This is a genomic window from Bradyrhizobium sp. R2.2-H (genome assembly GCF_004346455.1).
GTDB classification, from domain to species: domain Bacteria; phylum Pseudomonadota; class Alphaproteobacteria; order Rhizobiales; family Xanthobacteraceae; genus Bradyrhizobium; species Bradyrhizobium diversitatis.
In genome coordinates this window covers 125,199-147,633 of sequence record NZ_SMBR01000019.1, presented here as the reverse complement: position 1 = coordinate 147,633, position 22,435 = coordinate 125,199, and the positions used below count along the sequence as shown (strand labels likewise).

Here is a 22,435-nt window from a genome sequence, read left to right as displayed (position 1 = left end):
GCGCTGCGCTAGCGCAGCGCCGCAGCGGACCGAACCATGAACGACTGTTACCTATCCATCCGGTCTGGTTTGTTACCCATCCATCCGCTGGACAGGAGAGGGCTCTCTCCTTGTAGGGACACTCCCCGTGTTGAGAAAACCCTCTCCCGGCGCTACGCGCCGACCTCTCCCGCACGCGGGAGAGGTTGCAGCGAGCCTGTGGCTGCACTGTTCAAACCCAAGTCCTGATCCTCGAACTGAACCAGTGCCTTGCGCATGGTCTCGACCAGGTCCAGCGCCACCGGTGAAGGACTGCGCTGCGCCGGAAAGACCGCGGAGAATTCGAAGTCGATGCGCGGCAGGAAGCGGCGCACGACGACGCCGCGCGTTGCAAATTCCTGCGCCGTGAAGGGATCGCAGATCGCGACGCCAAGCCCTGACGACACCATGCCGCACATGATCTCCGACAGCGTGGTCTCGACGCGCAGCACGCGGCGGACATCGTGGCGGTGGAAGACCTGATCGACAAGATGCCGGCTCGACGATCCCGCCGACAGCGAGATGAAGGTCTCGCCCTCGAAATCGCGCGGCTCCAGGACTTCCTTCTCCGCGAGGCGATGACCGGTCGGCAGCACTGCGACGCGCGCCGGCGCCGGCAGTCTCTGGCTCGGCAGACCGGAATGCGCGATCGGCACCTCGGCAAAGCCGACGTCACATTGATTGTTCAGCACCCAGTCGACGACGATCGGCGAGATGACACCGAAGAAGGCCAGGTTGAGGTTTGGCCGCTCCTTCAGGAAGTGACCGGTGAGCCGCGGCAGATAGCCGTTCGAGAGCGCCGGCAGTGCGGCGATGCGTAGCGAGCCCGTGCGGCGGCCGCGGATTTCTTCCGCCGCCGCAGTGATGCGTTCGAGGCCCACGAAGGAGCGCTCGACCTCGGTGTAGAGCGCCATCGCCGCGGCGGTCGGTACCAGACCGGTGCCGCGCCGCTCGAACAGCTCCATTTTCAGCAGGGCCTGGAGGTCGCGCAGCAACCGGCTGACGGCCGGCTGCGTCACCTTCATCAGCGCCGCCGCCTCGGTCACGCTGCCGGTCAGCATGGTGGCCCGGAAGGCCTCCACCTGCCGCGAATTGATCCGCGCCATTACCCACAATCCAATCATAACATTTTGGCATGCAGAGGGTGCCATTATTCATTGGACGATGGAAGTATAGGTTGCGATCTTTTTCATCAGAGCTGGAGTCAGCCCGCTTTTTCGGCAGATTGGAGGGGTTCGAACCTCCAGATCGCGCCAAAACCTGCCGAACAGGGGCCGGAGCCCTGATCGGAGAGGGATTTGCGCGGAAGGAAATGCGGAAGGCGCTTCGGCCGAGATTTGTCGGCACGTCACCTCATTCCGGTATTGGAGATCGGTCCATATGAAGACTCTTCGCCTTCTGACAGCGGTCAGCATCGCAGCGCTCATTGCCGCCCCCTCGGTCGCTTCGGCCCAGCAGAAAACGCTTTATGTCGCCGGCTACGGCGGCTCGTTCGAAAAGACGATCCGCGACGAGGTGATCCCGGCCTTCGAGAAGGCGAACGGCGTCAAGGTCGAGTACGTCGCCGGCAACTCCACCGACACGCTGGCAAAGCTTCAGGCGCAGAAGGGCAACCAGCAGATCGACGTCGCCATCGTCGACGACGGCCCGATGTACCAGGCAATCCAGCTCGGCTTCTGCGGCAAGCTCGACGGACTGCCGGCCGATCTCTACGACACCGCCCGTTTCAAGGACGATCGCGCGGTCGCGATCGGCATCGTCGCGACCGGCTTGATGTACAACACCAAGGTGTTCAAGGAGAAAGGCTGGGCGCCGCCGACCTCGTGGAACGACCTGAAGGACGCGAAATACGCCAAACAGCTCGTGATCCCGCCGATCAACAACACCTACGGCCTTGAGGCGCTGGTGATGCTGTCGAAGATGAACGGCGGCGGTGAGACCAACGTCGATTCCGGCTTCAAGATCTTCAAGGAACAGATCAATCCGAACGTGCTGGCCTATGAGCCGTCGCCGGGCAAGATGACCGAGCTGTTCCAGTCCGGTCAGGCCGTGATCGCGGTGTGGGGCACCGGCCGCGTGCAGAGCTTTGCCAATACCGGCTTTCCCGTCGACTTCGTCTACCCCAAGGAAGGCGCGGCGACCCTGCTGACCACGGCGTGTCCGATCAACAAGCCCAACGCTTCGCCGCTCGCAGCGAGCTTCGTCAAGATGCTGCTCGATCCGAAGATCCAGCTCGTGCTGCTGAAGGACTACGGCTACGGCCCGGTGCTGAAATCGCTGGTGATCCCGCCCGAGCTCGGCAAGATGGCGCCGATCGGCGAGCGCGCGGCCAAGCTCTACAATCCCGACTGGACCGTCATCAACGAGAAGCGCGAGGAGTGGACCAAGCGCTGGAATCGCGAGGTCGAACGCTGATCGGTCGCCGCGGAGACAGCGCCATGGCCTATCTCGAGCTCGATCGGGTCGCAAAGCAGTTCGGCACGCAGACTGTGGTCGACGACTTCAGCCTGTCGGTGGGGAAGGGGGAGTTCATCTCCTTTCTCGGCCCGTCCGGCTGCGGCAAGACCACGACGCTGCAGATGATCGCGGGCTTCCTCGATCCGACGCGCGGAGCGATCCGCCTCGAGGGCAAGGACCTGACTGCGATCCATCCGGCCAAGCGCGGCCTAGGCATCGTGTTCCAGAGCTACGCGCTGTTTCCGCACATGACCGCGGCGGAGAACGTCGCCTTTGGCCTCGAGATGCGTAACGTGCCGCGAGGCGAGCGGGCCGAGCGCGTTCGGGCCGCGCTGGCAATGGTCGGGCTCGCCGGCTACGAGGACCGCCATCCGCGCCGCATGTCCGGCGGCCAGCAGCAGCGCGTGGCGCTGGCGCGTGCGCTGGTGATCAAGCCGAGCGTACTGCTGCTCGACGAGCCGCTGTCGAATCTCGACGCAAAATTGCGCGAGGAGATGCAGATCGAGCTGCGCCAGATCCAGCGCACCATCGGCACCACCACGATCCTGGTCACCCACGACCAGAACGAGGCGATGTCGCTGTCCGACCGCATCGTGGTGATGAGCCAGGGCAAGATCGAGCAGATCGGCACGCCGCAGGAGACATATGAGAAGCCCGCTTCGGCTTTCGTCTCGCAGTTCCTGGGCAAGACAAATGATTTTCCCGGGATGATCGACCGGGTCGTATCGCCTACCCAGTTGGTGGCAGGCTCCTGGCGCGCGCCGGCGCCGGCCGGGCTCGGCGGACCCGTGACAGTGAGTGTTCGCCCCGAACGAATCGGCTTTGGTGATACGGGGCTCAGCGCCAAGATTATCACGCGCATCTTTCAGGGGAATCACTGGCTGTTTCAGTGTGATAGCGAATGTGGTCCGGCCATCGTGATCCGTCAAAACGATGGCAAGCCCCAGCCAGCCGAAGGCGAGGCAGTACGTCTCACGTGGCGGCCGGAGGACATGAGCGTGCGCGGCGGAGCCTCCGCATGAGCATGGCCGCCGACGAGCGAAACACCCGTGCGCCATGGGCGCTGACGGCACCCGCCTTGATGCTGTTCGTCGGCGTGCTGCTGATTCCGCTGGCGATGACGGTGATGCTGTCGTTCCACGATTGGGGCCAGTACAAGGGCATCGAGCCGGTCTTCATCCTCAAGAACTGGCACGAGATCGCGATCGACCCCTACTACGCCGAGATGTTCTGGCGGACGTTTCGCATCGCGATCCTGACCACGCTGCTCACGGCCTTGCTGGGCGCGCCCGAAGCGTACATCCTCAACCGCATGAGCGGCCGTTGGAAGAGCTTTTTCCTGCTGGTCATTCTCGGGCCGCTCTTGATCTCCGTCGTCGCGCGCACACTCGGCTGGGCGCTGCTGTTCGGCGGCAATAACGGGCTCGTCAACAAGCTCCTGATGTCGCTCGGGGTCATGCGCTCCCCCATCCCCTTCATGTTCACCGAAACCGGCGTGGTTGTCGCGCTCGCGCATGTGATGATGCCGTTCATGGTGCTGTCGGTGTGGGCCGCACTTCAGCGCCTCGACCCGCAGATCGAGAATGCCGCGATGTCTCTCGGCGCGGGCCCTGCGACCATCATCCGCCGCATCATCATGCCGCAGATCCTGCCGGGCGTGCTGTCGGGGGCCATCATCGTGTTCTCGCTCTCGGCCAGCGCCTTCGCGACGCCGGCGATCATCGGCGGCAGACGGCTCAAGGTCGCGGCGACGCTCGCTTATGACGAGTTCCTCAACACGCTGAACTGGCCGCTAGGCGCCGCGGTCGCGACGCTGCTGCTGGTCGCGCTGGTGCTGATCGTCGTTGGCAGCAACGCGTTGATCGAGCGACGCTACGCGGAGGTGTTCCGATGAGCCGGAACGGCCCGCTGGCGCTGATCTTCCACGCCATCTTCGTCATCGTGATGTTGGCGCCGATCCTGGTGGTCTGCCTCGTCGCCTTCACGCCGGAAGGCTTCCTCTCGTTGCCGACCAACGGGTTCTCGCTGCGCTGGTTCAGGACGATCGCAAACTATCCCGAGTTCATCCACGCCTTCTGGGTCAGCCTCGGGCTGGGCGCGCTCTCGTCCTTCGTCGCGCTTCTGTTCGCGGTGCCGGCGGCGCTCGCGATCGCGCGCTACCGCTTCCGCGGCCGCGATGCGCTGGCGGCGCTGTTCCTCTCACCGCTGATGATCCCGCATGTGGTGCTCGGCATTGCCTTCCTGCGCTTCTTCACGTCGGTCGGGCTGGGCGGCAGCTTCGCCGCGCTGATCATCGCGCATGTCGTCATCGTGTTTCCGTTCGCGCTGCGGCTCACGCTGGCGGCGGCAACCGGCATGGACCGCACCGTCGAGATGGCGGCGGTCTCGCTCGGCGCCGGCGGCTGGACATTGTTCCGCCGTGTGACCTTGCCGCTGATCCTGCCCGGCGTCATCAGCGGCTGGGCGCTCGCCTTCATCCAGTCCTTCGACGATCTCACCATGACCGTCTTCCTCGCGGCACCCGGCACCGAGACGTTGCCGGTGCGCATGTTCCTTTATATCCAGGACAACATTGATCCGCTGGTGACGTCGGTCTCGGCCTGCGTGATCGCGATCACCATGACCGCCCTCATTCTGCTCGACCGCTTCTACGGGCTCGACCGTGTGCTCGCCGGCAAGGGCGATAGGGGACGATAGGAGAATTCATGTCAGGAGAATACGACGTCGCCGTCGTCGGCGGCGGACTCCTCGGCTCCGCTATTGCCTGGGGCCTCGGCCGGCTCGGCAAGAAGGTCGCCGTTCTCGACGAAGGCGATATCACCAAGCGCGCCTCGCGCGCGAATTTCGCGCTGGTCTGGGTCCAGAGCAAGGGGCTCGGCATGCCCGCCTATACGGTGTGGACCGTGCAGGCCTCGCAGGCATGGGGCAGGCTGGCCTCCGAGCTGAAGCAGCAAACGGGGCTCGACGTTGCCCTTCAGCAGAATGGCGGCTTTCACCTCACGCTCGGCGAGGACGAATTCGGCCAGCGTACCGAGCTCGTCAAGCGCATGCACAACCAGGCCGGCGCGGCCGACTACAAGATGGAAATGCTGCGGCCGTCCGAGGTGAAGAAGGCGCTGCCGCTGATCGGGCCCGAGGTCTCCGGCGGCAGCTATTGTCCGCTTGACGGCCATGTCAATTCGCTGCGCACGTTCCGCGCCTTCCACACTGGCTTCATTGCGTTCGGCATCGACTATTTTCCGGAGCGCCCGGTCTCGGCGATCAGCAAGGGCGGCGGCGAATTTCGCTTGACCACGCCGCAGGGTGAACTGCGCGCCGCCAAGATCGTGCTCGCCGCCGGCAATGCCAACCAGAGGCTGGCGCCGATGGTTGGCCTTTACGCGCCGATGGGTCCGACCCGCGGCCAGGTCGTCGTGACCGAGCGCACCGTGCCGTTCCTGCCGCATCCGCTGACCACGATCCGCCAGACCGACGAGGGCACGGTGATGATCGGCGACAGCAAGGAGGACGAGCTCGACGATCGCACGCTGAAGCCGTCGATCAGCGGCGTCATGGCCGATCGCGCGCAGCGCATGTTCCCGCATCTGTCGCGACTCAACGTGGTCAGGAGCTGGTCCGGCATTCGCGTGATGCCGCAGGACGGTTTTCCGATCTACGACCAGTCGGAGACGCATCCCGGCGCCTTCGTCGCCTGCTGCCATTCCGGCGTGACGCTCGCCTCCAACCACGCTTTCGAGATCGCGCGGATGGTGGCGCAGGGCGCGCTCGAGCCGGAGCTGGTCGGCGCGTTCTCGGCCAGCCGTTTTGGCGGCGCAGGCGCCGCCAACAGCAGCGGTTATTGAAGATTTTGAGAAGGAGCCAAGGGGCATCCCCATGTTCAAGAGATCCGAACAGGACAAGCGGCCACAGGTGCAGATCTTTGTCGACGGCGTCGCCGTCGCGGCGCGCCAGGGTGACACCGTCTCGGCTGCGCTGCTGGCCTCCGGTGTTGACGCACGGCGTTCCACCGCAGTCAGCGGCGCGCCGCGTCTGCCTTATTGCATGATGGGCGTGTGTTTCGACTGCCTCGTCACCATCGACGGCGTCGGCAATCGCCAGGGCTGCCTCGTGCCGGTTGCAGAGGGCATGCAGATCGAAATCCAGAAGGGCAAGCGGGAGATCGGAAAATGACTGTGGCTCCCAAGCACGATGACTACGACGTCGTGGTGATCGGCGCCGGGCCGGCAGGCCTCGCTGCTGCCGCAACATCCGCCGAGGCCGGCCTGTCGACGCTGCTGCTCGACGAGAACATCGGCCCAGGTGGCCAGGTATTCCGCGCGATTTCTTCGACGCCGGTCACCGAGCGCAACCAGCTCGGCGCCGATTATTGGGTCGGGGCTGATCTCGTGCAGTCGCTGCGCGCGAGCAGCGCGGAAGTCATCCATCGTGCCACCGTCTGGAGCCTCGATCGCAATCTCGACATCGCCGTGTCGATCGGCGGCGCGTCGGCTTTCGTCAAGGCCAAGCGCGTGATTCTCGCGACCGGCGCGCTGGAGCGGCCGTTCCCGATTCCCGGCTGGACGCTGCCGGGCGTGATGACCGCGGGTGCGGCGCAGACCATGCTGAAATCGTCGGCGCTGGTCCCCGACGGCCGAACGGTGATCGCGGGGCAGGGCCCGCTGCTCTGGCTGCTCGCGGCTCAGATTTTGCGGCTCGGTGGCCGCATCGACCGCATCCTCGACACCACCGAACGCAGCAACTATTTCGCGGCGCTTCCGCATGCCTTTGCCTTCCTGACCTCGCCCTATTTCGCCAAGGGCCTGTCGATGATGCGCGAGGTCAAGGCGAAGGTGCAGGTCGTCTCGGGCGTCACGGAGCTCTCCGCATCCGGGGACGGCCAGCTCGCCAGCGTGAGCTATGTCGCGGGCGGTAAGCGCGAAGCCATCCCCGCCGATCTGCTGCTGCTGCATCAAGGCGTCGTTCCTAACGTCAATCTGGCGATGGCAGCAGGAATCGAGCATCGCTGGGATGATCTGCAATTGTGCTGGTCGCCGGTGCTGGATGCAAACGGTTCGTCGTCGGTCCCCGGCATTGCCATCGCAGGCGACGGCGCGGGCATCGGCGGCGCGAGCGCAGCCGTGGTCCGCGGCCGCATCGCGGCGCGCACGGCCGTGGAAGCGCTGGCGCCGACGGCGTCTGCGAAGCTTCCCGCGATGGCAACGCTCCGAGCCGATCTCGCCAAGGCCGAGCGCGGCCGCGTCTTCCTCGACACGCTGTTTCGTCCCGCGCGGCAGTTCCGCATTCCCTCGGGCGACACCATCGTCTGCCGCTGCGAAGAGGTGACGGCCAAGGACGTTCTCGACTCCGTCGCAATCGGCGCGACCGGGCCGAACCAGCTCAAGGCCTATCGCCGCACCGGCATGGGTCCGTGCCAGGGCCGGCTTTGCGGCCTCACTGTCACCGAGCTGATGGCGCAGGCGCGCGGCAAGTCCCCGCAGGAGATCGGCTATTACCGCCTGCGTGCGCCGGTGAAGCCGATCACGCTTGCCGAGCTCGCCGCCGTTCCCAAGAGCGAAGCCGACGTCAAGGCCGTGGTGCGCGGATGACCAAGAACATGGATGCAATCGTCGTCGGCGGCGGCATCCACGGATGTTCGACCGCGCTGCATCTGTGCCTCGCCGGCTTGAAGCCGGTGCTGATCGAGAAGGACTATGCCGGCCGCCATGCCTCGGGTGTCAATGCCGGCGGAGTCCGTCAGCTCGCACGGCATGTCCCCGAAATCCCGCTCTCGATCCGCTCGATGGGGATCTGGGAGAAGATTTCAGGTCTCCTCGACGACGATTGCAGCTTCGAGAGCCACGGCCAGGTATTGGTCGCGGAAGACGAGGAGGAGCTCGCGATCTGCCGCGCGCGTGTCGCCGAGCTCAACGCGCTCGGCTTTACCCATGAGGAGCTGATCGACGCGACTGAACTGCGGCGCCTCGTGCCGGCCGTCGCCGAGACCTGTCCCGGCGGCGTGGTCTCGCGCCGGGACGGAGCCGCCAATCCGGCGCAGACGACGACGGCATTCCGCCGCAAGGCCGAGCAGCTCGGCGCGACCGTGCGCGAGGGCGTGGCCGCCGGCAACATCCGCTACAACGACGGGCTCTGGCACGTCGACGTCGGCACGGACACCTATGCCGCGCCGGTGCTCGTCAACGCCGCAGGCGCCTGGGCCGGCAGGATCGCCGCCGCGCTCGGTGAGCCGGTTCCGGTCGAGACGGTGGCGCCGATGCTGATGATCACCTCGCGCGTGCCGCACTTCATCGATCCCGTCGTGATCCTGCGCGGGCGCAAACTCTCCTTCAAGCAATTCAAGAACGGCACCGTGCTGATCGGCGGCGGCCATCTGGCGACGCCCTATCAGGATCGCAACGAGACGGTGCTGGACTGGAAGAGCCTTGCGACCAGCGCACAGACCGTGTTCGAGCTGTTCCCGGTGATGCGCAGTGCCACCATCGTCCGCGCGTGGGCCGGCATCGAGGCGAAGATGAAAGACGATCTGCCCGTGTTCGGCCCGAGCAGCCGACACAGGGGTCTCTATCACCAGTTCGGCTTCTCGCTGCACGGCTTTCAGCTCGGCCCCGGCGCCGGCGCCGTGATGGCGGAGCTGATCGTCAACGGCGGCAGCCAGACCCGCGTCAGCGATCTCGGCATCGATCGCTTCCATCCCTCCACGCTCTAGGAACAAGAGGACATCATGAGCATCAACCGCAGCATCCGCACGCCCATCATGCACCGCGCCGTCGAGGCAGGCGGCTTCGTCTTCCTCGGTGGCACCATTGCCGACGACACCTCGGTCTCGATGGGCGAGCAGACCCGCAACATCCTCGGCAAGATCGCGGGCTATCTGAAGGAGGCCGGCACCGACAAGTCTCGCGTCGTCAGCGCCTCGATCTTCGTCACCGATCTCTCCAGGAAGAAGGAGATGGATGCGGCCTGGACCGAGTTCTTCGGCGACAATCTCCCCACCCGCGCCACCGTCGGCGTCGCCGATCTCGGCGGAGGCGCGCTGATCGAGGTGGTGGTGACCGCTTTGAAGGGTTGATGGCGCAGGGCGACGGAGGACGACGGCGCCTCCCGCGCTGTCGTCCTCCGCGCGCCCCGCCTTGATCTTGCCCTTCGATCAGACTACTTGGAGAGCTCCTCAATCAGGATACGTGCCGCCATGGATATGACCCCGACCGCAAAGCCCACCTGCCTTGCTCACGGGGAAATCCATGCCTGCTTCGATCATTCTGTCGAACCTGTCGCTGTCCACGCCTGACGGCCGCTCTCTTCTCTCCAGCATCGATCTGACATTTTCGGCCGAGCGTACCGGTCTGGTCGGCCGCAACGGCGTCGGGAAAACGACGCTGCTTGCGTCGATCCTGGGGGAACATGTGCCCCGATCAGGGCGCGTTCTGATTAGCGGCACCATCGGCTTGTTGCGCCAGGATGTGCAGGTTCTTGCCGGCACGACCGTCGCCGACCTGTTCGGCGTGCGGCGGGCGCTCGAACTGCTTCGCCGTGCGGAGCGAGGCGATGCCTCTGCCGATGACGTCGCAGCGATCGACTGGACGCTCGAGACCCGGCTTGAAGCCGCGCTGGCGCGCCTCGGGTTCGATCCATCTCCCGATACGGAGCTGTCTTGCCTGTCCGGCGGCCAGATCACCCGGGTTCGACTCGCCGCACTGATCTTCGCCGCGCCCGACTTCCTGCTCCTGGACGAGCCCACCAACAATCTCGACCGGGACGGACGCAAAGCGGTGACTGATCTGCTCGCCGCCTGGCGCGGCGGCGCGATCGTCGTCAGCCACGACCGGGGCTTGCTGGAGACCATGGATGCGATCGTCGAACTGACCTCGCTCGGAGCTACGCGATACGGCGGCAATTGGAGCCGGTATCGCGAGCAGAAGGCCGTCGAGCTTGCGGCCGTCAAGCATGACCTCGCGCATGCCGAGAAGCGTCTCTCCGAGATCGACGGCAAGGCCCAAGAGGCCGCGGAAAGGAAAGCGCGCAAGGACAGTGGCGGAAGAAAGAGGCGTGCCAAGGGCGACATGCCGCGGATCCTGGCCGGTGCACGCAAGGATCGTAGCGAGGACAGCGGCGGCAAGAGCGCGCAAATCGCCGAGCGGCGGCGCGCGGAGGCCATCGATGCTGCGGACACGGCGCGCCGGCGTATCGAGATTCTTCAGCCATTGTCGGTCAGGTTGCCCGCGACCGGCCTGCCGGCGGGCAGGGAGGTGCTTTGGCTCGACGGCGTCAGGGCAGGCTATCGGCCCGAGCGGCCGGTCTTCCAAGATCTATCGCTCATGATCGTTGGTCCGGAGCGCGTCGCCCTGGTCGGCCCGAACGGCTCCGGCAAGACGACGCTGCTGAAATTGATCGCGGGCGAGCTGCGCCCGCTCTCCGGCACCGTGCGGGTCAGGCCGGACTTCGCGCTGCTCGACCAGAAGGTCAGCCTGCTCGATCCCGCGACCTCCATCCTGGACAATTTCGGGCGTCTCAATCCGAAGGCGGGAGCGAATGAATGCCATGCCGCGCTGGCGCGGTTCATGTTTCGCGCCGATGCGGCCTTGCAGATCGTCGGAAGCCTGAGCGGCGGGCAGTTGTTTCGTGCAGGCCTTGCTTGTGTGCTTGGCGGGGTGGCTCCACCGTCCCTGCTCATTCTCGACGAGCCGAGCAACCATCTGGATGTCGAGTCCATCGAAGCCGTCGAAGCCGGCCTGAGAGCCTATGATGGCGCGCTGCTTGTCGTCAGCCATGACGAGGCATTCCTGCAGGCAATCGAGATCACGCGGCGGCTCGATCTCGCCGCCGGACGTGATTCCAGGGGCTCATCATTCGAATGACAAAAACCCGACGCCCTGCCCCCAGCGCGTCGGGTGGAAAAAATGAGTATCAATCCGTGATCGCAGTGCCGTTGTTGTGACGCTTATCTCGCCGGTTTTCCACTCCGGGAAACTACCGCGTCGGAAAAACTTCGCCTGGCTTCGATCTACGCGCCTCCGCCCGGTTCCAGCGCCTCGCCGATCTCCAGCGGGTGGGCCATGGTCTCGTGCAGGGCGTCGCGGTCGAGCTCGCCTTCGGAGATGCTGATGACGACGCAGGCGACGCCATTGCCGATCAGATTGGTCAGCGCGCGGCACTCGCTCATGAACTTGTCGATGCCGACCAGGATCGCGATCGACTGGATCGGAATGTCAGGTACGATCGAGAGCGTTGCCGCGAGCGTGATGAAGCCGGCGCCGGTGACGCCCGAGGCGCCTTTCGAGGTGATCATGGCGATGCCGAGAATGCCGAGCTCCTGCCAGATGGTCAGATGCGTGTTGGTTGCCTGCGCCAGGAACAACGTCGCCAGCGTCATGTAGATGTTGGTGCCGTCGAGATTGAAGCTGTACCCCGTCGGAATGACGAGGCCGACCACCGAGCGCGAGGCGCCGAGATGCTCCATCTTCTGGATCATCTGCGGCAGCACCGTCTCGGAGGAAGAGGTACCGAGCACGATCAGAAGCTCGTCCTTGATGTAGGCGATGAAGCGCAGGATCGAGAAGCCCGCCAGTCGCGCGATCGAGCCGAGCACGACCAGTACAAACAGCATGCTGGTGAGATAGAACGTGCCGATCAGCGCCGCGAGGTTGAGCAGCGAGCCGAGGCCGTAGGCGCCGACGGTGAACGCCATCGCGCCGAAGGCGCCGATCGGCGCGACGCGCACGATGATGCGGATGATGCCGAAGAACATCTTCGCGGCCTTGTCGATCGCATCCGCAATGGGCTCGCCGGCCTTGCCGAGGAAGGCGATGGCGAAGCCGGAGAGGATCGAGATCAGCAGCACCTGGAGCAGGTCGCCGCGCGCGATCGCGCCCAGATAGCTGTCGGGAATGATCGCCATCAGATGGGCGACTATGCCCTCTTCATGAGCCTTGGTGACGTAGGTCGCCACCGACTTCGGGTCGATCGTGGCGGGATCGATGTTGAAGCCGTGCCCGGGCTGGAGGATCTCGCCGACCAAAAGTCCGACCGCGAGCGCGACGGTCGAGACCGTCTCGAAATAGATCAGCGACTTCAGCCCGACCCGGCCGACGCGCTTGAGGTCGCCCATCGAGGAGATGCCGTGCACCACGGTGCAGAAGATCACCGGCGCGATCATCATCTTGATCAGCGCGATGAAGCCGTCGCCGAGCGGCTTCAAGGCCTTGCCGAGATCAGGATAGAAATAGCCGATGAGCACGCCGAGCGCGATCGCGATCAGCACCTGAACGTAGAGGATCTTGTACCAGGGCTGGTGCCGACGGTGAATGGCTGGCTGGATCGCGATTTGTGTCATGGAGTGTGCCCCGGAACGCATTGATCATGCATGATCTGAATCATGCATGACTTGCATCATGTGATGGCCGCCGCCGAAGCGACAATCACATTTTTGTCTGTTTGCACGAAGATCAATCGCAGAGCCCACAGGCGCGCTTGTTGTCGATGGCAGCCACCACGGCGCCGGTGACAGCCGGCGGAGGGCTCTCGATGGGGCGGGCTCGCGACCGTTCCGATGATCGGAGTGCTTGCCCTTGCAGCCCAGGCATGCGACGTCGCTGCCGGTCATCCTCGGTGCGATCGGCGGATGTCTCGGGTGCCTGGTGAACGACCTCGCCTCGGCATGCCGATCGACTCTACCCAGCTGCAGGCCGCGCTGTATCCAGGGATGCGTGCGGCGTATGCACAACCGGGTGGAACAAAACGCCGGTTCCATCCATGATGACGCATCTGGAGAGAACAAATGCCGCAAACCGAACGTTCAACCTCATTTCCTTCGCGCCTCGTCGGCCAATACGCCCTCGTGACCGGTGCCTCGCAAGGCATCGGCCGCGCCGTCGCCGTCCGGCTCGCCCAGGAAGGCGCAACCGTCGCCATCAACTATTTCGAGAACGTGGAGCGGGCCGAGGAGACGCTCGCGCTCGCTCGGGCAGCTTCGCGCTCGCGCGGCCACGGCGAGCCCGATCATTGCATCGTCAATGCCAATGTCGGCGATGAGCAGGACATTGATGCGATGTTCGAGACGATCCTTTCTCGCTGGAAACGTCTCGATTGCCTCGTCAACAATGCCGGCTTCCAGCAGGAATCGCCGAGCGAGGCGCTCGACGTCGAAACCTATCGGCGCATCATCGACGTCAATCTCAACGGTGCGGTGCTCTGCGCCCAGAAGGCGCTCGCTCACTTCGTCGCACGCGGCGGAGGCGGCAGCATCATCAATTGCTCGAGCGTCCACCAGATCATTCCAAAGCCCGGCTATCTCGCTTATTCGATCAGCAAGGGAGGCATGGCCAATCTGACGCGCACGCTGGCGCTGGAATTTGCCGGCCGGGGCATCCGCGTCAACGCGGTGGGACCAGGCGCGATCGACACGCCGATCAACGTGGCATGGACCGGTGACCCCGAAAAGCGCGGCGTCGTCACCAGCCACATTCCGCTGGGCCGCGTCGGCACGCCGGAAGAGATCGCCGCCGTGTTCGCCTTCCTCGCCTCGGAGGATGCGAGCTACATCACGGGGCAGACGATCTATGCCTGCGGGGGCCTGACGCTATTCCCCGAATTCCGGGAGAATTGGGCAAGCTGAACGTCAGCTTTGGACCACGCGCATCGGCGGCCGCCAGTGCCCGCGGAGAAATCAGGATGGGTTGGGGGCTGCGGCGCCGTGTGCTATCGACCGTGGACGACGCTGCCGCTATTGGCAAGCGCCGACACAAGACGGGCTCGTGACCACAACCATCAGCATCAATGCCTATAGCGACGCGCTCGTGGTTCTCGGCACCGCCGGCGTGGTGGTGCCGATCGTGCGCCGCTGGGGCATCAACCCCGTGCTGGGCTATCTCGGCGCCGGCGCCATTCTCGGTCCGCTCGGGCTTGGTTCGCTCGTTCAGAATCTCCCGTTCCTGTACTGGTTCACGGTGACGGACGCGCAGAATGTCGAAGGCATCGCCAATCTCGGCATCGTCTTCCTGCTATTCCTCATCGGGCTCGAGCTGTCTTTCCGGCGGCTCGTCACGATGCGGCGGCTGGTGTTCGGGCTTGGCGGCCTGCAGGTGCTGGCGACGTCCGCCATGATATTTGGCGCGGCGCTCCTCTGCGGGCAGAGTTCCGATACTTCCGTTATCATTGGCGCGAGCCTTGCGCTGTCCTCGACGGCGATCGTACTCGAGCTTCTCTCCGCCGAGAGGCGACTTGCGACCACAGCCGGGCGCGCCAGCTTCTCGGTCTTGCTGGCCCAGGACCTCGCCGTGGTCCCCATTCTCGTGTTCGTCTCGGTGCTCGGTGCAGGCGGCGGTGGTTCGGTCGTCACGCACATCTCCAGTGCGATCCTGAAGGCGGTCGTGGCGGTCGCTTTTCTCATTCTGATCGGACGGCTGCTGATGCGTCCGCTGTTCCAGATGGTTGCGGGAACCCATTCGACGGAGTTGTTTGTCGCGGCGACCTTGTTCGTCATCGTCGGCGCGGGGCTTGCCGCACACCAAGCCGGGCTGTCGATGGCGCTCGGAGCATTCGTTGCGGGACTGATGCTGGCGGAAACGGAGTATGGAAAAGCCATCGAGGCCACCGTCGAGCCGTTCAAGGGCCTGCTGCTCGGCATCTTCTTCTTCACCGTTGGCATGGCCATCGATTTCCGCGTGTTCATGCGCGAGCCCGGTTGGCTGCTGGCTGCCGTTATCGGCATTCTCGTCGGCAAGGCGATCGTGCTCATCATTCTGGGCCGCCTGTTCAGGCTCTCATGGCCGGCGGCGATCGAGATCGGCTTCCTGCTGGGGCCCGTGGGCGAGTTCGCATTCGTCAGCATCGGCATGGCGGCCGCCGCAGGCCTGATCGAGGCTCGCGTGTCGAGCTTCGTCGTCGCCATCACCGCCGTGACGATGGCGCTGACGCCGCCCTTGGGCGCGCTCGGACGACGACTTGCCGCCAAGCTGGCTGACGAGCGCATCCTCGATCCCGAACTGACGATTCACCCGCCAAGTGACCGAACACAGGCGATCGTGGTCGGCTACGGCCGTGTTGGAAAAGTGGTCTGCTCGCTGCTTACCTCCCATGGCGTAGACTACATCGCGGTCGATCACGATCCGATCGCCGTGGCGCGCGACCGCCGCGACGGCCATAAGGTCTTCTTTGGCGACGTAACAGAGCCGGGCTTTCTCGAAGCTTGCGGCCTGATGCAGACGACCGGCGTGATCATTACGATTCAATCGCGAACGGCGATCGATGCCGTCGTCGAGCGGATCCGTTCGGCGCGGCCGGATGTGTTGATCGTCTCACGTGCGCGCGACGCTGATCATGCCCGTCACCTCTATGCAATCGGCGCCACCGACGCGGTGCCGGAAACCATCGAGGCGAGCCTGCAGCTTTCAGAAGCCGCGCTGGTCGGCCTCGGAGTCGCGGTCGGGCATGCGATAGCCTCGGTGCACGAAAAGCGCGATGAGTTTCGGCGGACGTTGCAGCAAGCCGCCCACACGGCAGACCAGGAGAAATCTCAGCCATCGTCCATCGCAGGGCGTCCGTCCCGCCGACAGTGATCTGGCAAAGACCGGCCTCGCGACCTACATCTGGTGCCATGTCAAACCCTCCGCTCCAGGATTTCGTCGGCCGGCACGAACGTCTGTTCGTGCTGACCGGTGCCGGCTGCAGCACCAATTCCGGCATTCCCGACTACCGCGACAGTCAGGGCAACTGGAAGCGGACCCAGCCGGTCAATTTCCAGGCCTTCATGTCGGACGAGCATACGCGCCGGCGCTATTGGGCGCGCAGCCTGATCGGATGGCGGCGGTTCGGCCAGGCGCGGCCGAACGATGCGCATCATGCGCTGGCCCGGCTCGAGGCGAACGGGCGGTGCGGGATGCTGCTGACCCAGAACGTCGATCGGCTGCATCAGTCGGCGGGCCATCGGCAGGTGATCGACCTGCACGGCCGGCTCGATCTGGTCCGCTGCATGGGCTGCGGGGCGAAGATGCCGCGCGAGGAGTTTCAGCACGATCTTGGCCGCGCCAATGCGCAGTGGCTGACGCTCGATGCCGCCGATGCGCCCGACGGCGATGCCGATCTGGAGCACGAGGATTTTTCCTCCTTCGAGGTGCCCTCATGCGAAGCCTGCGGCGGCATCCTCAAGCCCGACGTCGTGTTCTTCGGCGAGAACGTGCCGCGCGATGTGGTGGCGACGGCGAAGGATCACCTGGAGCAGGCCGATGCCATGCTTGTCGTCGGTTCGTCGTTGATGGTCTATTCCGGCTTCCGTTTCGTGCAGGCGGCTGCGCAGCGCAACATTCCGATCGCCGCCGTTAATCTCGGACGCACCCGCGCCGACGATTTCCTCACGCTGAAGGTCGAGGAGCGCTGCGAGACGGCGCTTGCATTCCTGCTCTGATTGCGCCGGCGGCGAACACGCGCCTTGCCTATTGCATAGGTGCCGCGCAAAATAGCCGGGCACAGCGCTGCAGGCATGCCTCATGGCACGGGAATTGCTGCGCTTTTGGACCCAGTCTTTGACGATCAGCACGGAGAAATTGGAATGCATGAGGGAGCCGAGGTACGGCTTGCCGTCGATATCGGTGGCACGTTCACCGACATCGTGCTGGACGTGGGGCAGGATCGCAAAACCCGCAAGGTGCTGACGACGCCGCAGCGGCCCGAGCAGGCCGTGCTCGACGGCATGCGTCTCATTCTCACGGACGCGCGTGCCCATATCAGCGACATCGATGTCTTCATTCACGGCACGACGCTCGCAACCAACGCCATCATCGAGCGCCGCGGCGCCAAGACGGCCCTGATCGCGACCGAAGGCTTTCGCGACGTGCTCGACATCGGCACCGAGAGCCGCTACGACCAGTATGATCTCGGCATCGACAAGCCGAAGCCGCTGGCGCCCCGCTCCCTCCGCTTCACCGTGCCCGAGCGCATCGACGCGCACGGCGCCGTTCGTCTCCCGCTGGACGAAGCCTCTGTGCGCGCGCTCGCGCCGAAATTGCGCGAGCTCGGCGTCGAGAGCGTCGCGATCGCCTTCCTGCATTCCTATGCCAATCCCGAGCACGAGCGCCGCGCGGCCGCGATCATCGGTGAAGAGATACCCGGCATCTCGGTGACGGTTTCCTCGGCCGTGTGTCCGGAGATCCGTGAATATGAGCGCACCTCGACGGCGGTTGCGAATGCCTATGTGCAACCGCTGATCGACGGCTATCTCGCTCGCATGGCCGATGCCTTGCAGGTCGAGCAGTTTCGCGGCGCCATCTACCTCGTCACCTCTGGCGGCGGCGTCACCTCGATCGAGACGGCGCGACGCTTCCCGGTGCGTCTCGTCGAATCCGGTCCCGCCGGCGGCGCGATCTTCGCGGCCCAGATCGCGGCGCGTCTCGGCGAGAGCAAGGTGCTCTCCTTCGACATGGGCGGCACCACCGCGAAAATCTGTCTGATCGAAAAGTACCAGCCCGAGACCTCGCGCGTGTTCGAGGTCGATCGCGCCGCGCGCTTCCTCAAGGGCTCCGGCCTGCCGGTGCGCATTCCCGTCATCGAGATGGTCGAGATCGGCGCCGGCGGTGGTTCGATCGCGCATGTCGACGCGATGAAGCGCGTCACCGTCGGTCCCGAGAGCGCCTCCTCGGAGCCGGGGCCCGCCTGCTATGGCCGCGGCGGTCAGCGCCCGGCCGTGACGGATGCGGACGTCGCACTCGGCATGATCGATCCAGATGCGTTTGCGGCCGGCACGATCAAGCTCGACCCGGAGCTTTCGAAACAGGCGCTGCTGCGGGACGTCGGCGAGCCGCTTGGCCTGTCCGCGGAAACCGCGGCCTATGCTGTCCACGAGGTCGTCTGCGAGAACATGGCGAGCGCGGCGCGCGTGCATGCCGTCGAGCGCGGCGAGATTATCGGCCAGCACACGCTGATCGCTTTCGGCGGTGCCGCGCCGCTGCATGCGGCCCGCGTCGCCGAGAAGATCGGCGTCTCGCGCGTGATCGTGCCGTCGAATGCCGGTGTCGGCTCGGCCGTCGGCTTCCTGGCGGCGCCCATCGCCTATGAACTGGTGCGCAGCCGTCATGTCCGGCTCGATGACTTCGACACCGAGGCCGTCTCTGACCTCTTGCAGGAGATGGTGACCGAAGCGCGTGCGCTGGTGGAGCCCGGCGCAGCCGGTGCGCCGGTGCGGGAGCGCCGCGCCGCCTTCATGCGCTATGTCGGCCAGGGCCACGAGATATCGGTCGAGCTGCCGAACCGGCGGCTGGCGGCCGCCGATCTCGCCGGTCTGCGCCAGAAGTTCGAGGCGGATTATTCCGCGATGTTCGAACGGCCGATCCCGGGGGCTGCCATCGAGGTGTTGAGCTGGTCGGTGCTCGCCACCACCGAGGCGCGCAATCCGCCCACCGTCGCTTCCGTCGCACGCATGCCTGCGGCCAAGGCGTCCGGCAGCCGCAAGTTCTTCGACGGCCGTGCGGGCGAAGCAATCGAGATCCCGCTCTATCGCCGCGAGGACATGGCGCCGGGCGCGACGATTGCGGGTCCCGCCGTGATCGCGGAGGACGAAACCTCGACCTTCGTCTCCAACAGTTTTGATGCCCACATAGACGGTGCCGGCAGCATCGTCATGGAACGGAAGGCGGCCTGATCATGAGCAAGGCAAATGGCGCGAGCCTGATCGACCTTCAGATCATGTGGCACCGGCTGATCGCCGTGGTCGAGGAGCAGGCGCAGGTGCTGCTCCGTACCGCGTTCAGCCCGATCGTGCGCGAATGCGGCGACCTCTCCGCCGGCGTGTTCGACCTCGAGGGGCGCATGCTGGCGCAGGCGGTGACCGGCACGCCCGGCCACGTCAACTCGATGGCGGAATCGGTCAAGCATTTCATCGCTCACTTCCCGATCGAGACGATGAAGGAAGGCGACGCCTACATCACCAACGACCCCTGGATGGGCACCGGCCATCTCAACGACTTCGTCGTCACCACGCCGTGCTTCAAGGACGGCAAGCCGGTGGCGCTGTTCTCCTGCACCAGCCATCTCATGGATATCGGCGGCATCGGCTTCGGGCCCGACGCCACCGACGTGTTCATGGAAGGGCTCTACATCCCCATGCTGAAGCTGATCGACCAGGGCGTCGTCAACGAGACGCTGATGGCGATGATCCGCACCAATACGCGGCTGCCGATCGACACCGAGGGCGACACCTATTCGCTCGCCGGCTGCAACGACGTCGGCTGCGAGCGCCTGGTCGAGATGATGACCGAGTTCGGCATCGACACGCTGGACGAGCTCGGCGATTACATCTGCGACCGCTCGCGCGAGGCCGTGCTTGCCGAGATCGCCAAGCTGCCGAAGGGCAGCTGGCGCAATACCATGGTGGTCGACGGCTATGACGCGCCGGTGACGCTGGCTGCGACCCTGACGATCTCGGACCAAGGCATCCACGTGGATTTCGACGGCACCTCCGCCGCCTCGAAGTTCGGCATCAACGTGCCCTTGTCCTACACCACCGCCTACACCGTGTTCGGCCTCGGCTGCGTCGTCGCCTCGCAGATCCCGAACAATGCCGGCTCGCTCTCGCCGCTGACGGTGTCGGCGCCGGCGGGCGCGATTCTCAATGCGCCGAAGCCGGCGCCGGTCGCCTCGCGCCACATCATCGGCCAGATGCTGCCCGACGTGGTGTTCGGCTGCCTGCGCCAGATCATCCCCGAGCGCGTGCCTGCGGAAGGTACCTCGTGTCTGTGGAATCTGAATGTGCGTGGGCAAACCCGCTCCGGCGTCGGCGGCAATTACGGGTTCTCCATGGCGGTGACGTCCAATGGCGGCACAGGCGCGCGCTTCGGCAAGGACGGCCTGTCGGCCACCGCTTACCCAAGCGGCGTGCGCGGCACGCCGGTCGAGATCGCGGAGACGCAGACGCCGCTGATCTTCTGGCGCAAGGAGCTGCGTCCGGATTCGGGCGGAGCGGGGCGCACCCGCGGCGGTCTCGGTCAGATCATCGAGGTCGGCAGTGGCGTCGATGCGCCGTTCGACATTCTCGCGGCGTTCGACCGCATCGATCATCCGCCGCGCGGCCGCGACGGCGGTCGGGACGGCGAAGCCGGCTATGTCGGTCTCAAGTCCGGCAAGAAGCTGCGAGGGAAAGGCTTTCAGCAGGTGCCGCCGGACGACCGGTTGGTGGTGCTGACACCGGGTGGCGCCGGCATCGGCGATCCCGCCAAGCGCAGGCGCGCGGCAGTCAATGACGACGTCGAAAGCGGGCTCGTGTCCGTCGACAAGGCGGTCGCAGTTTATGGGTACTCGCGGTGACGCCTCGGGCGTCGTGCGCGTAGCAAACGGAGGGGTGTAATGATCACGCGACGGAACTTCACCACGGGCGCAGCGACGCTGCTCGCCGCCGGCCACATCTCCACCCGTGCGCGGGCGGCGACGGTAAGCTGGGACATGTCGACGGTGTGGCCTGACGGCAATTTCCACACCCAGAACGCCTTTGCCTTCGCCGAGGAGGTGAAGAAGCAGAGCGGCGGCACGGTCAACATCACCGTGAAGGCGGGTGGTCAGCTCGGCTTCAAGGGCCCCGAGCACTTGCGCGCCGTGCGCGACGGTCTGGTTCCGCTCGCCGACGTCCTCAACATCCAGCAGGTCGGCGACGAGCCGTTCATGGGCGTCGAGAGCATTCCCTTCCTCTGCGGCTCGGTGGAAGAGTTGAAGGTGCTGCACAAATACGTGCGGCCCGAATACGAGAAGATTGCGGCGCGCAACAACCAGAAGATCCTCTACATCGTGCCGTGGCCGACGCAGTATCTGCATCTGAAGGCGAAGGTCGCCGACGTCGAAGGCCTGAAGAACATCAAGATCCGCGTGCCCGACAAGAACGCGGTCGAGATGCTCAATGCGATCGGCATGGCGGCCGTGATGATCCCCTGGGGCGAGACGATTCCCGCGCTCGCTTCCGGCGCGGTGGCCGGCGTCTCCACCTCGTCGGTGTCGGGCGTCGACGGAAAGTTCTGGGAATTCCTGAAATACGTCTACCCGACCAACCACGTCTGGTCGTCGCAGATGCTCACCGTCAATCTCGATTCCTGGAAGGCTCTCTCCGCCGATCAACAGAAGCTGGTTGCGGATATCGCGACGAAGATGGAGCCTGGCTTCTGGGCCAACTCGCTCAAGGCCGACGTCGACAGCCTTAACCGACTGAAGGAAGGCGGCATGGAGGTGGTGCCGGTCTCGCAAGCCATGATGACGGAGATCCGGGCCAAGACTGCGCCGCAGCTCGATGCCTTCCTCAAGCGCGTGCCGGCGGCCGACAAGCCGGTAAAGGCCTATCTCGCCGAAATGAAGCGCGGCTGAGGATGATGTCGTGGTGAGCATCTCGCCCGAAGCTCCGCAGAGCCTGAATGCAGCGGCGCCGGCGCCGCTGCGCATCCTGCTCGACGGCATCGATCGCCTCGGCCGGCTCGACGGCTGGATCGGCGGCTTCTGTCTCTTGATGCTGACGCTGCTGATGCTGTGCGAGGTCGCAACCCGCTTCCTGTCGAACTTCCTGCCGTTCTTCCCGCCCAGCATCTCGATCGCGTGGGAATACTCTTCATATCTGATGGCGGCGTCCTTCACTTTCGGCGCCGCCATGACGCTACGTGTCGGCAGCCATATCCGCGTCGTGCTGCTCCTGAAGAACGCACCAGTGCCGGTGCAGCGCGCGCTCGAGATTCTCTCGGCGGCGGCCGGCTTCGCCTTCATGGCGTTCCTGACCTCGGCCATGGCGAAATTCGCCTGGGCCGCGTTCGTGCGCGGCCAGGTCTCCACCTCGAGCGACACGCCGCTGTGGTTTCCGGAAGCCGTCGTCACCTTCGGCATGCTGCTGCTCACGCTACAGTTTCTGGCACGCGCGATCCAGGCTGCGCTAGGCCTGCCGCTGGAGGATCATCGCATGAAGGCCTCGCCCGTCGAATGACCGCTTTGCTCCCTCCCGGATCCAAGATCG

The 22,435-nt window shown here is 65.1% G+C and carries 19 protein-coding genes; 17 read left to right on the top strand and 2 right to left on the bottom strand.

Annotated features, from left to right (window positions below; all coding sequences use genetic code 11):
• Positions 1-152: 152 nt before the first annotated feature.
• Complete coding sequence (locus tag EDE08_RS34500; protein WP_245524978.1) at positions 153-1,124, bottom strand: LysR substrate-binding domain-containing protein; 972 nt, start codon at positions 1,122-1,124, stop codon at positions 153-155.
• A 274-nt stretch (positions 1,125-1,398) separates the two neighbouring features.
• Here EDE08_RS34500 and EDE08_RS34495 point away from each other — a divergent pair, with 274 nt between their 5' ends.
• The 10 genes from EDE08_RS34495 to EDE08_RS34450 all read left to right on the top strand — a co-directional run bounded on the left by EDE08_RS34495 (position 1,399) and on the right by EDE08_RS34450 (position 11,327).
• Positions 1,399-2,433, top strand: coding sequence for an ABC transporter substrate-binding protein (locus tag EDE08_RS34495; RefSeq protein ID WP_131873828.1), 1,035 nt, complete (start codon positions 1,399-1,401; stop codon positions 2,431-2,433).
• A 23-nt stretch (positions 2,434-2,456) separates the two neighbouring features.
• Positions 2,457-3,497 (top strand): ABC transporter ATP-binding protein, encoded by a 1,041-nt coding sequence (locus EDE08_RS34490; protein ID WP_165936325.1) that lies wholly within the window; start codon positions 2,457-2,459, stop codon positions 3,495-3,497.
• On the top strand, positions 3,494-4,369 hold the full coding sequence (locus EDE08_RS34485; protein WP_131873832.1) for an ABC transporter permease: 876 nt from the start codon (positions 3,494-3,496) through the stop codon (positions 4,367-4,369). Before EDE08_RS34490 ends, EDE08_RS34485 begins: the two co-directional genes overlap by 4 nt.
• Positions 4,366-5,172, top strand: a complete 807-nt coding sequence (locus tag EDE08_RS34480; protein WP_131873834.1) for an ABC transporter permease — start codon at positions 4,366-4,368, stop codon at positions 5,170-5,172. The genes EDE08_RS34485 and EDE08_RS34480 overlap by 4 nt, the downstream gene beginning before the upstream one ends.
• Positions 5,173-5,180: 8 nt before the next feature.
• A complete protein-coding gene (locus EDE08_RS34475) occupies positions 5,181-6,317 on the top strand; it encodes an NAD(P)/FAD-dependent oxidoreductase (RefSeq protein ID WP_131873836.1) in 1,137 nt (378 codons plus the stop codon).
• Positions 6,318-6,348: 31 nt separating this feature from the next.
• A complete protein-coding gene (locus EDE08_RS34470; RefSeq protein ID WP_025034065.1) occupies positions 6,349-6,645 on the top strand; it encodes a (2Fe-2S)-binding protein in 297 nt (98 codons plus the stop codon).
• Positions 6,642-8,060 (top strand): NAD(P)/FAD-dependent oxidoreductase, encoded by a 1,419-nt coding sequence (locus EDE08_RS34465; RefSeq protein WP_131873838.1) that lies wholly within the window; start codon positions 6,642-6,644, stop codon positions 8,058-8,060. Before EDE08_RS34470 ends, EDE08_RS34465 begins: the two co-directional genes overlap by 4 nt.
• Complete coding sequence (locus EDE08_RS34460; RefSeq protein WP_131873840.1) at positions 8,057-9,178, top strand: NAD(P)/FAD-dependent oxidoreductase; 1,122 nt, start codon at positions 8,057-8,059, stop codon at positions 9,176-9,178. The genes EDE08_RS34465 and EDE08_RS34460 overlap by 4 nt, the downstream gene beginning before the upstream one ends.
• Positions 9,179-9,193: 15 nt before the next feature.
• Positions 9,194-9,541 carry a RidA family protein gene (locus tag EDE08_RS34455; protein WP_131873842.1) on the top strand — a complete coding sequence of 116 codons (348 nt, stop codon included), beginning with the start codon at positions 9,194-9,196 and terminating at the stop codon, positions 9,539-9,541.
• Between the two features lie 172 nt (positions 9,542-9,713).
• Positions 9,714-11,327: an ABC-F family ATP-binding cassette domain-containing protein gene (locus tag EDE08_RS34450; RefSeq protein ID WP_131873844.1), complete on the top strand. Its 1,614-nt coding sequence runs from the start codon at positions 9,714-9,716 to the stop codon at positions 11,325-11,327.
• Positions 11,328-11,473: 146 nt separating this feature from the next.
• On the opposite strand, the gene EDE08_RS34445 is transcribed toward EDE08_RS34450, so the two are convergent.
• On the bottom strand, positions 11,474-12,802 hold the full coding sequence (locus tag EDE08_RS34445) for a dicarboxylate/amino acid:cation symporter (protein WP_131873846.1): 1,329 nt from the start codon (positions 12,800-12,802) through the stop codon (positions 11,474-11,476).
• A 444-nt stretch (positions 12,803-13,246) separates the two neighbouring features.
• On the opposite strand from EDE08_RS34445, the gene EDE08_RS34440 reads away from it, so the two are divergent.
• The 7 genes from EDE08_RS34440 to EDE08_RS34410 all read left to right on the top strand — a co-directional run bounded on the left by EDE08_RS34440 (position 13,247) and on the right by EDE08_RS34410 (position 22,405).
• Complete coding sequence (locus EDE08_RS34440; RefSeq protein ID WP_131873848.1) at positions 13,247-14,083, top strand: SDR family oxidoreductase; 837 nt, start codon at positions 13,247-13,249, stop codon at positions 14,081-14,083.
• 139 nt (positions 14,084-14,222) lie between these two features.
• Complete coding sequence (locus EDE08_RS34435; RefSeq protein WP_131873850.1) at positions 14,223-16,025, top strand: cation:proton antiporter domain-containing protein; 1,803 nt, start codon at positions 14,223-14,225, stop codon at positions 16,023-16,025.
• 38 nt (positions 16,026-16,063) lie between these two features.
• Positions 16,064-16,870 (top strand): NAD-dependent protein deacetylase, encoded by an 807-nt coding sequence (locus tag EDE08_RS34430; protein ID WP_131873852.1) that lies wholly within the window; start codon positions 16,064-16,066, stop codon positions 16,868-16,870.
• Positions 16,871-17,014: 144 nt separating this feature from the next.
• Positions 17,015-19,099, top strand: coding sequence for a hydantoinase/oxoprolinase family protein (locus EDE08_RS34425; RefSeq protein WP_131873854.1), 2,085 nt, complete (start codon positions 17,015-17,017; stop codon positions 19,097-19,099).
• 2 nt (positions 19,100-19,101) lie between these two features.
• The gene (locus EDE08_RS34420) at positions 19,102-20,760 is read left to right on the top strand and encodes a hydantoinase B/oxoprolinase family protein (protein ID WP_131873856.1); all 1,659 of its coding nucleotides are present in this window, start codon (positions 19,102-19,104) and stop codon (positions 20,758-20,760) included.
• 39 nt (positions 20,761-20,799) lie between these two features.
• Positions 20,800-21,801, top strand: a complete 1,002-nt coding sequence (locus EDE08_RS34415) for a TRAP transporter substrate-binding protein (RefSeq protein ID WP_131873858.1) — start codon at positions 20,800-20,802, stop codon at positions 21,799-21,801.
• 10 nt (positions 21,802-21,811) lie between these two features.
• The gene (locus tag EDE08_RS34410; RefSeq protein WP_131873860.1) at positions 21,812-22,405 is read left to right on the top strand and encodes a TRAP transporter small permease subunit; all 594 of its coding nucleotides are present in this window, start codon (positions 21,812-21,814) and stop codon (positions 22,403-22,405) included.
• The last annotated feature ends 30 nt before the right edge of the window (positions 22,406-22,435 follow it).

Coding starts and splice junctions, on each gene's coding strand:
- EDE08_RS34500 (WP_245524978.1), bottom strand. CDS start 1,124: ATGGCGCGGATCAATTCGCGGCAGGTGGAGGCCTTCCGGGCCACCATG.
- EDE08_RS34450 (WP_131873844.1), top strand. CDS start 9,714: ATGCCTGCTTCGATCATTCTGTCGAACCTGTCGCTGTCCACGCCTGAC.
- EDE08_RS34485 (WP_131873832.1), top strand. CDS start 3,494: ATGAGCATGGCCGCCGACGAGCGAAACACCCGTGCGCCATGGGCGCTG.
- EDE08_RS34415 (WP_131873858.1), top strand. CDS start 20,800: ATGATCACGCGACGGAACTTCACCACGGGCGCAGCGACGCTGCTCGCC.
- EDE08_RS34430 (WP_131873852.1), top strand. CDS start 16,064: ATGTCAAACCCTCCGCTCCAGGATTTCGTCGGCCGGCACGAACGTCTG.
- EDE08_RS34495 (WP_131873828.1), top strand. CDS start 1,399: ATGAAGACTCTTCGCCTTCTGACAGCGGTCAGCATCGCAGCGCTCATT.
- EDE08_RS34455 (WP_131873842.1), top strand. CDS start 9,194: ATGAGCATCAACCGCAGCATCCGCACGCCCATCATGCACCGCGCCGTC.
- EDE08_RS34445 (WP_131873846.1), bottom strand. CDS start 12,802: ATGACACAAATCGCGATCCAGCCAGCCATTCACCGTCGGCACCAGCCC.
- EDE08_RS34470 (WP_025034065.1), top strand. CDS start 6,349: ATGTTCAAGAGATCCGAACAGGACAAGCGGCCACAGGTGCAGATCTTT.
- EDE08_RS34425 (WP_131873854.1), top strand. CDS start 17,015: ATGCATGAGGGAGCCGAGGTACGGCTTGCCGTCGATATCGGTGGCACG.
- EDE08_RS34460 (WP_131873840.1), top strand. CDS start 8,057: ATGACCAAGAACATGGATGCAATCGTCGTCGGCGGCGGCATCCACGGA.
- EDE08_RS34490 (WP_165936325.1), top strand. CDS start 2,457: ATGGCCTATCTCGAGCTCGATCGGGTCGCAAAGCAGTTCGGCACGCAG.
- EDE08_RS34465 (WP_131873838.1), top strand. CDS start 6,642: ATGACTGTGGCTCCCAAGCACGATGACTACGACGTCGTGGTGATCGGC.
- EDE08_RS34475 (WP_131873836.1), top strand. CDS start 5,181: ATGTCAGGAGAATACGACGTCGCCGTCGTCGGCGGCGGACTCCTCGGC.
- EDE08_RS34440 (WP_131873848.1), top strand. CDS start 13,247: ATGCCGCAAACCGAACGTTCAACCTCATTTCCTTCGCGCCTCGTCGGC.
- EDE08_RS34480 (WP_131873834.1), top strand. CDS start 4,366: ATGAGCCGGAACGGCCCGCTGGCGCTGATCTTCCACGCCATCTTCGTC.
- EDE08_RS34420 (WP_131873856.1), top strand. CDS start 19,102: ATGAGCAAGGCAAATGGCGCGAGCCTGATCGACCTTCAGATCATGTGG.